We start from the raw sequence: 7575 nt of genomic DNA, 5'->3' as shown, positions 1-7575 counted from the left end.
GACGGGGGTAACGTCATATGGGGGCGCACGGCGCCCCCATATGACGTTACCCCCGTCCCCCCGTCAGCCCCCCGACACGCAAAAAAGCGGGAACCGAAGTTCCCGCTTTTCGGTTAGCGTTATGTCGCGCGCAGATTAGTAGCGGTAGATGGCCGCCACGCCGCGATCCACCGGCATCTTTTCGGCCGGCAGCACGTAGATGTGGGCATCTTGGGCCAAGGCCGCTTGAGCGAATGCGTCCACCAGATCGGGGCTGGCGGGGTCTTCATTCAAATCGTCTTTGGGGTCGCCGGCCGGATCGAAGAACATCTCTCCAGTCTTGGGGTCGTAGGTGCCGGGAATATCCTTGCCCTCCTGCACCAGCAGCACGCCCACCTTGCGCTCCAGCAGCGCCAGCGCAATGGCGTTGTAGTCATCGGTGGCGCGGCCCTTCGAGGCGTCCAGGGCGTATTGCTCCAGCACCTGTTTCACGTTGGCCTCGCGCTGGGCGTCCATGATGGTGAGCGCGTCTTCCAACAGCGTTTTGCCGTCCAGGCCGGCCGGATCTTTCTCGATGCCCACCGGCAGCAGGTGGCGCAGTGTAGAGATTTTGCGGAAGAAGCTCACATGCTCGGGGGCGCAGCACAGGATGATGGGGGTGGTGTCTTTGTCCACCAGGTAGTCGTCCACGGCCTTGTTCACGTAGCGGGCGAACTTCTCAAACTCTTCCTGCGACACCTCTTTGCGGGACTTGCGATCGTGGTAGGGGGACAGGTGGCCCTCAAGCGTGATGTAGTCCAGTGCGCCTTCTTCGTCCTTGCGCATGTCGGCAACCGTGTCGTCGGAGTTGGCGAACAGCTGCGAGAAGTAATCGTGCACTTCCTGGGGCAAGTGCTGGCGCTTCACGCCGTTGCGGTTGCCCTTCACCCAGCTGAAGCGATCGTTGCCCAGCTCCAGGATGTAGTACTGGGTGCCGTACTGCCAGTTGCGCAGCAGCGGCTTCACGTAGAAGGTGTCGCTCACCACTACAGCCGGTTTCACGTCGAACTCCAGATTGAAGGCAAACACGTTGCCGTTGGTGATGAACAGCCCCAGGCTCTTGCCGGCGTTCACCCACAGGGGCAGGTCTTCCTTTTCCAGCAGGTAGTTCAGGCGCTCGGCAATGCCGGCCCAGTCTTCCTCCTTCGGGAACTTCTTACGCAGGGTGCGCTCCGCCTCTTCTTTCAGGTCTTTGAACTCAATCATGTCCCATTCGTCGCGGCGGTCTTCCCGCTGGGTGCGATGGATGGGCAGATAGATGGAAACCAGCGGCGGCTCGGCGTTCTCGTAAGCTTTCGGGTCAAAGTGGTCCAGCACAATTACGCTGTCCCGCAGTTCAGTCCTGGCGTCTTTCATAACAACCTCCATTAGCTGGTTTGTGTATGCGGCTTTAGCCAGCTGTCCATGGGGCGTGCGAGCTCGTGGCAAGCCGTTCGCATCAGCTGGCTAGTAGTCACAAGCATAGCCACGTGGGCGGGGGCGGAGGGTGAACTGCGGGGCCTGTTTTCTTTCGGTTTCCCTTTTGTTGCGCGGATTTACCGGGGCGCTTTCATGGCGCGCATCGCGTTCAGGATGGCGATGACGGCCACCCCCACGTCGGCGAACACGGCCATCCACATGTTGGCGATGCCGAAAGCTGCCAACACCAGCACGGCGAACTTCACGCCCAGGGCAAACACAATGTTCTGCCACACGATGGCCATGGTTTTGCGGGCGATGGCTTTGGCGGTGGCGATGTCGGCGGGGTTGTCCTTCATCAGCACGATGTCGGCCGCTTCGATGGCGGCGTCGGAGCCCATGGCCCCCATGGCGATGCCGATGTCGGCGCGGGTGAGCACCGGCGCGTCGTTGATGCCGTCGCCCACGAAGGCCACTTTGCCCTTGCCGCTGGTTTGGGCGCGTGTTTGCTGGATGATGGCCTCCACTTCCTCTACCTTGTGCTGGGGCAGCAGTTCGGTGTGCACTTCGTCGATGCCTAGCTCGGCCGCAACGGCGTTGGCCACGGCAGCACGGTCGCCGGTGAGCATGACGGTGCGGCTGACGCCGGCGGCGTGCAGGGCGGCAATGGCCTGCTTGGCCTGCGGCTTGATGCGATCGGCAATCACGATGGCGCCGATGAACTGGCCGTTTTGGGCCACGTACAGCACGGTGCCGGCGACTGCGCGCTCTTCAAAGGTCACGGCGAAGGCTTCCATCAGCTTGCCGTTGCCCACCAGGATTTCCCCTTCGGCGGTGGCAGCCTTCACCCCTTGGCCACTGATTTCCTGCACGTCGGTCACGGCATCTGCCGCAGCGGGGGAGGGGCAGGCGGCCCGCACCGACTGGGCGATGGGATGAGTGGAGAAGCCTTCCGCCAGCGCCGCCAGCTCAAGCAGCCGCTGCCGGGTGGTGCCGGGGGCCGGATGCACTTCGGTCACTTCGAAGGTGCCATCGGTGAGGGTGCCGGTTTTGTCGAACACCACGGTGGTGGCATCTCCCAGCGCCTCAAGGTAGTTGGAGCCCTTCACCAGGATGCCTTGGCGGGAAGCGCCGCCGATGCCGCCGAAGAACGACAACGGAACCGAAATGACCAGCGCGCAGGGGCACGAGACCACCAGGAAGGTGAGGCCGCGCAAAATCCAGTCGCTCCAGGGCTGGCCGAACAGCAGCGGCGGCAGGATGGCCAGCCCTGCAGCTAAGCCCACCACGATGGGGGTGTACACGCGGGCGAAGCGGGTGATGAAGTTCTCGGTGCGGGCCTTCTTCTCGGAGGCGTTTTCCACCAGCTCCAGGATACGGCTGACGGTGGAGTCTTCGAAGGGTTTGGTGGCGCGTACCACCAGCTTGCCGGTGAGGTTCACGCAGCCGGAGATTACCTCGCTGCCGGGCCGTCCCATGCGCGGCACCGATTCGCCGGTGAGGGCGGCGGTGTCGATTTGGCTCTCGCCTTCCACGATGCAGCCGTCCAGCGGGATGCGTTCGCCCGGCAGCACCACGAACTCGTCATCGGGGGCCAGCTCGAAGGGGTCTACCTGCTGCAGCTGGCCTTCGCGCACCACGTTGGCGAACTCGGGGGAGATGTCCATCATGTCGGCGATGGATTTGCGCGATTTGTCCACGGCGTAGCTTTGGAACAGCTCGCCCACCTGGAAGAAGATCATCACGGCTGCGCCTTCGGCCATGTGGGGGTCGGAGTCGGGGAACAGCACCAGGGCGAAAGCGCCGAAGGTGGCGATGGTCATGAGGAAGTCCTCATCGAGCGCGTGGCCGTGGGCCAGGTTGCGGAACGCGCCCGCCACGATGTCGTAGCCTGCCACGAGGAAGGCCACGAAGAACAGCGCGAACTCGGCGTACAGCTCACCGGATTCGCCCGCCACCTGGGCTAGCACGCCAGTTTGGCTGAGGGCTTCGGTGACAACGAAAATGGCAAGCGCCACGATGATACGGATAAGGAGGCGTTTCTGTTTAGGGGTCATGGAAGTGCCTTTTCTAGTTGGGGACAAGCTTATGACAGGGGACGGAGATAATGTCAGGTTTTCTGGAGCAGGGGGAAGGGCGGGGGCAGCCCAAGTCGCTCAGACAGTCCTGCTTTGGGAAAAGCGCCACCGGCGCTTTTCCGTCGTGCGGAACTCGCTTTGTTGGACCACCCCCGCCCTTCCCCCGCACAGCTGCATTGCATGACGAGGGAAGGGGATGATGTCAGGTTTCAAGGAGGGTGGGCCGACCCGGCAGGCCTGCGCTCGACGCTCCGCACGAGGGGAACTAACTCGCCCTGGCGGGCGAGTGGATTTCCCCTCTACTCCGCTTGGCCGGACCTCGCTCCGACCTGCCGGGTCGGCCCAGCCAGGATGCATCGCAGGTCGGATTCGTAGGGCAGAGATTCTATCTCTGCCTAATCGTTCCTGGAGGGTGGGCCGATGGGGCGGGGTTACGCCCGATGCGCCGTTTCCGCTTAGCGCAGGATGTGGCAATCCTTCTCGTAGCTGGTGCAGATGGCATCGGCGGCTTCCACGATGGGCTCAAGCTCGGCCGGTGTGGAGGCATCGGCGTCCAGCATCAGCTTCGAGGTCATGAACGAGATAGTGGCATTGTTCACGCCGGGCAGTTGGCTGATGTCGTGCTCCATTTTCGCGGCGCAGTTGGCACAGCCGAGGTTTTCCAGTTTGAATGACTTGCGCATGAGGGGTCCTTTCTGCAGACGGGGAGGGGATTACTCGCACACGTGGGTGATGCCTTGGGCCAGCATCGTGAACACGTGGTTGTCGGATAGGGAATAGATGACGTTCTTGCCGTCGCGGGTGGCCTTCACCAGGCGCGCCTGCTTCAGGATGCGCAGTTGGTGGCTGACGGCGCTTTGGGTGCAGCCCACGGCAGCGGTGATCTCGTTTACGCTGGCATCGCCGCCCATGAGGGCAAACAGGATTTTGATGCGGGTGGTATCGGAAAAGGCCTTGAACAGGTCGGCTACGTCGAACAGCAGCTCTTCGTCGGGCATTTCCTGGAACAGGGCCGTGGTGGCCTCGCGATTGCAGCCGCAGGGGCAGTCGATCATCTGGGCGCAGGCGGTTTCCACCACTTGCTGGGCTTGGGTTTCTATGGAGGCGGTTGCGCCCATCGGTTCTCCTTTATGAACTTAACAACATATGAGCAACTGTTCATAAGATAAGGAATGCAGCGGTATCTGTCAAGGGGTTTTTGAGAAATCGAAACTCTTGGGTGACGGCTGCGGCGTTTGGGGGCGGCGGTGCTAGGGTTGGGGGAGCGAATAGGGCAGGCGGCCGCGGGCGGTTTGGACTTGCTTTGCGGCGAAAGGAGAGCGAAATGAGCGCGCACGATGCGGATGAGATGATTACGCCGGGGCTGATCGAGCGGCCGGCGCCCATTGCGGGGTTTCCAAATTTCGGTCACATCCCTCTGACAGGAATGGCGAATGCCCGCGATTTGGGTGGTATGCCTGCCGCTGACGGGCGGGCCATCAAGATGGGGCGGCTTCTGCGCACCGATGCCCTGCACCACGCCACCGAGGCCGATCTGGAATGGCTGGTGGGCACCTGCGGGGTGCAGCGGGTGTTCGATTTCCGCAGCCCTGAAGAGAAGAAGGCGGCGCCCGACCCGAAATCTCAGATGAAGGGCGTGGTGTTCTTCGATGTGCCGGTGTTCAACGTGGCCTCGGTGGGGTTGATGCCGGGGCAGGGGATTGCGGCCGATGCGGTGGCGCTGGAGCATGTGGCGCGCGGGTTGCATCCGCTGGTGCGGCAGGTGTATCCCCGTTGCCTGCTGGGGGCCGAGGGCATTGCCGCCTACCGGGCGCTGTTCGACGCGCTGCTGAGGGCAGAAGACGGCGCCACCCTGTGGCACTGTACCGAGGGGAAGGACCGCACGGGCCTGGCGGCGGTGCTGGTGGAGCATGCGCTGGGGGTGAGCGAGGAGAATATTCGCAAGGACTACCTGGCCACGAACCTGTTTGCCCAGACCGCGGTGGAAAAGATCGCCGATGCGTTCGGGCGCCATCATGTGGCGGTGCGGGCCGATATGGATTTGGACGCGGTGTTCTACGCCTATGAGGACTACCTGGACGAGGCGCTGGCGGCGGTGCGGGAGCAGTGCGGCGGCCTGGATGAGTATTTGGAAGAGCAGCTGGGGGTGACGCCGGACGCGCGGCGCCAGTTGCAGGAGATGTATTTGGCCTAAGCGCGACTTTGCCTTTGACGTATTCGCCTTGCCGCCGGTGCGAGGAAAGCGCGGGCGCTGGGGCGAATCGTAGTATTATGGCGAGGTTTTCCGATTTCAATTTCCGGAGGGTATCCATGAGCCAAACCGCTATGCCCGATCAGAAGGTCCTCGTTTTCGATTTCGGCGCCCAATACGGGCAGTTGATTGCCCGCCGCGTGCGTGATTTGCACGTGTACTCCGAGATTGTGCCCTGCGACATCACGGCCGATGAGGTGCGGGCACTGGCGCCGGCGGCCATTATTTTGTCCGGCGGGCCTGCGAGCGTGTACGCCGAGGACGCGCCTTCCATCGACCCCGAGGTGCTGCGACTGGGCATTCCGGTGCTGGGCTTTTGCTATGGGCAGCAGGCCATGGCGGTAGCTCTGGGGGGCGAAGTGGGCCATACCGAGAAGGGCGAGTACGGACCGGCGGTGATTATGCGGGCGGCCGAGTCGGCGCTGTTCGACGGCACGCCGGGCGAGCAGACGGTGTGGATGAGCCATCGCGACGCGGTGACGCGGGTGCCGGAGGGCTTCGCCATCACGTCGCGCACCGAGGTGTGCCCGGTGGCGTCGATGGAGTGCCCCGAGCGCAAACTGTTCGCCACGCAGTTCCATCCGGAGGTGCGCCATACCGAGTTCGGCCAGACCATGCTGAGGAATTTCCTGTTCGGCATTTGCGGGTTGGTGTCCGATTGGACGATGGATTCCATCATCGACGATTCGGTGGCGGCCATCCGCGCGAAGGTGGGGGAGAGCCGCGTGATTTTGGGGCTGTCCGGCGGCGTTGACTCCAGTGTGGTGGCGGCGCTGTGCGCGCGGGCCATCGGCAAGCAGCTGGTGTGCGTGTTCGTGAATCACGGGCTGCTGCGCAAGGGCGAGCCGGAAGAGGTGGAAGAGGTTTTCACCAAGCAGTTCGATGTGGACTTCATTCACGTGCATGCTGAGGAGCGCTATATGCGGCTGCTGGCGGGGGTGACCGAGCCAGAGGAGAAGCGGCGGATCATCGGCACGCAGTTCTGGAAGGAGTTTTTCGCCGTGGCCGAGGAGCTGGACGGCGTGAAGTATCTGGCCCAGGGCACCATTTACCCGGACATCATCGAGAGCGGCGCGCGCAAGACCGGCGGGAAGGCCAGCACCATCAAGAGCCACCACAACCTTATTCCGTTCCCGGAGGGCGTGCATTTCGATTTGATTGAGCCGCTGGATCATTTCTTTAAGGACGAGGTGCGGGCGCTGGGCACGGCGCTGGGGTTGCCGGACTACATCGTGCATCGCCAGCCGTTCCCGGGGCCGGGGCTGGCCATCCGCATCATTGGGGATGTGACGCCGGAGAAGCTGGAGATTCTGAAGAACGCCGACGCGATTGTGCGCGAGGAGCTGGACGCCTACAACGAGCGGCTGTTCGCCGAGACGGGGGAGCGCAACAGCGAGCATAGCGTGTGGCAGTACTTCGCGGTGCTGCCGGACATCAAGAGCGTGGGCGTGATGGGCGACGAGCGCACCTATGCGCGCCCGGTGATCCTGCGTGCCGTGGAGAGCAGCGACGCCATGACCGCCGACTGGGCCCGCCTGCCCTATGACGTGCTGGCCCGCGTAAGCGGCCGCATAGTGGCCGAAGTCCCCGGCGTGAACCGAGTGGTCTACGACATCACCTCCAAGCCGCCCGCGACTATTGAGTGGGAATAATCGCACACATTATCGTGAGGCTTGGTTTGTGTGCATTTTGGCGCGATTTGGTGTGCTAAAGCGATTCGCAGTTGCCTCCAAGCCATCTGAACCATCGTTTCCTAACATGCTCTCTTAGTGGCTACTGAGAGAGCATTTCTCATGGTCAACCAATGCTTAATTGGTTCATAGGCATTAA

6 protein-coding genes are annotated in these 7575 nt (G+C 62.7%); 2 read left to right on the top strand and 4 right to left on the bottom strand.

What is annotated here, in order from left to right:
- Positions 1-135: 135 nt before the first annotated feature.
- The 4 genes from DMP11_RS05915 to DMP11_RS05900 all read right to left on the bottom strand — a co-directional run bounded on the left by DMP11_RS05915 (position 136) and on the right by DMP11_RS05900 (position 4549).
- Positions 136-1374 (bottom strand): baeRF8 domain-containing protein, encoded by a 1239-nt coding sequence (locus tag DMP11_RS05915; RefSeq protein ID WP_123185575.1) that lies wholly within the window; start codon positions 1372-1374, stop codon positions 136-138.
- A gap of 179 nt (positions 1375-1553) precedes the next feature.
- Positions 1554-3473, bottom strand: coding sequence for a heavy metal translocating P-type ATPase (locus DMP11_RS05910; protein ID WP_123185574.1), 1920 nt, complete (start codon positions 3471-3473; stop codon positions 1554-1556).
- Positions 3474-3949: 476 nt separating this feature from the next.
- On the bottom strand, positions 3950-4177 hold the full coding sequence (locus DMP11_RS05905) for a cation transporter (RefSeq protein WP_123185573.1): 228 nt from the start codon (positions 4175-4177) through the stop codon (positions 3950-3952).
- A 30-nt stretch (positions 4178-4207) separates the two neighbouring features.
- The gene (locus DMP11_RS05900) at positions 4208-4549 is read right to left on the bottom strand and encodes an ArsR/SmtB family transcription factor (RefSeq protein ID WP_123185589.1); all 342 of its coding nucleotides are present in this window, start codon (positions 4547-4549) and stop codon (positions 4208-4210) included.
- A 269-nt stretch (positions 4550-4818) separates the two neighbouring features.
- Between DMP11_RS05900 and DMP11_RS05895 the strand changes: the two genes are divergently transcribed.
- Complete coding sequence (locus DMP11_RS05895; protein WP_123185572.1) at positions 4819-5688, top strand: tyrosine-protein phosphatase; 870 nt, start codon at positions 4819-4821, stop codon at positions 5686-5688.
- 116 nt (positions 5689-5804) lie between these two features.
- Complete coding sequence (gene guaA / locus DMP11_RS05890) at positions 5805-7397, top strand: glutamine-hydrolyzing GMP synthase (RefSeq protein ID WP_183621469.1); 1593 nt, start codon at positions 5805-5807, stop codon at positions 7395-7397.
- The last annotated feature ends 178 nt before the right edge of the window (positions 7398-7575 follow it).

The organism is Parvibacter caecicola (assembly GCF_003725335.1).
Taxonomy (GTDB): Bacteria; Actinomycetota; Coriobacteriia; order Coriobacteriales; family Eggerthellaceae; genus Parvibacter; species Parvibacter caecicola.
This window is presented reverse-complemented; position numbering and strand designations above follow the sequence as displayed.

Coding starts and splice junctions, on each gene's coding strand:
- DMP11_RS05915 (WP_123185575.1), bottom strand. CDS start 1,374: ATGAAAGACGCCAGGACTGAACTGCGGGACAGCGTAATTGTGCTGGAC.
- DMP11_RS05910 (WP_123185574.1), bottom strand. CDS start 3,473: ATGACCCCTAAACAGAAACGCCTCCTTATCCGTATCATCGTGGCGCTT.
- DMP11_RS05905 (WP_123185573.1), bottom strand. CDS start 4,177: ATGCGCAAGTCATTCAAACTGGAAAACCTCGGCTGTGCCAACTGCGCC.
- DMP11_RS05900 (WP_123185589.1), bottom strand. CDS start 4,549: ATGATCGACTGCCCCTGCGGCTGCAATCGCGAGGCCACCACGGCCCTG.
- DMP11_RS05895 (WP_123185572.1), top strand. CDS start 4,819: ATGAGCGCGCACGATGCGGATGAGATGATTACGCCGGGGCTGATCGAG.
- guaA (WP_183621469.1), top strand. CDS start 5,805: ATGAGCCAAACCGCTATGCCCGATCAGAAGGTCCTCGTTTTCGATTTC.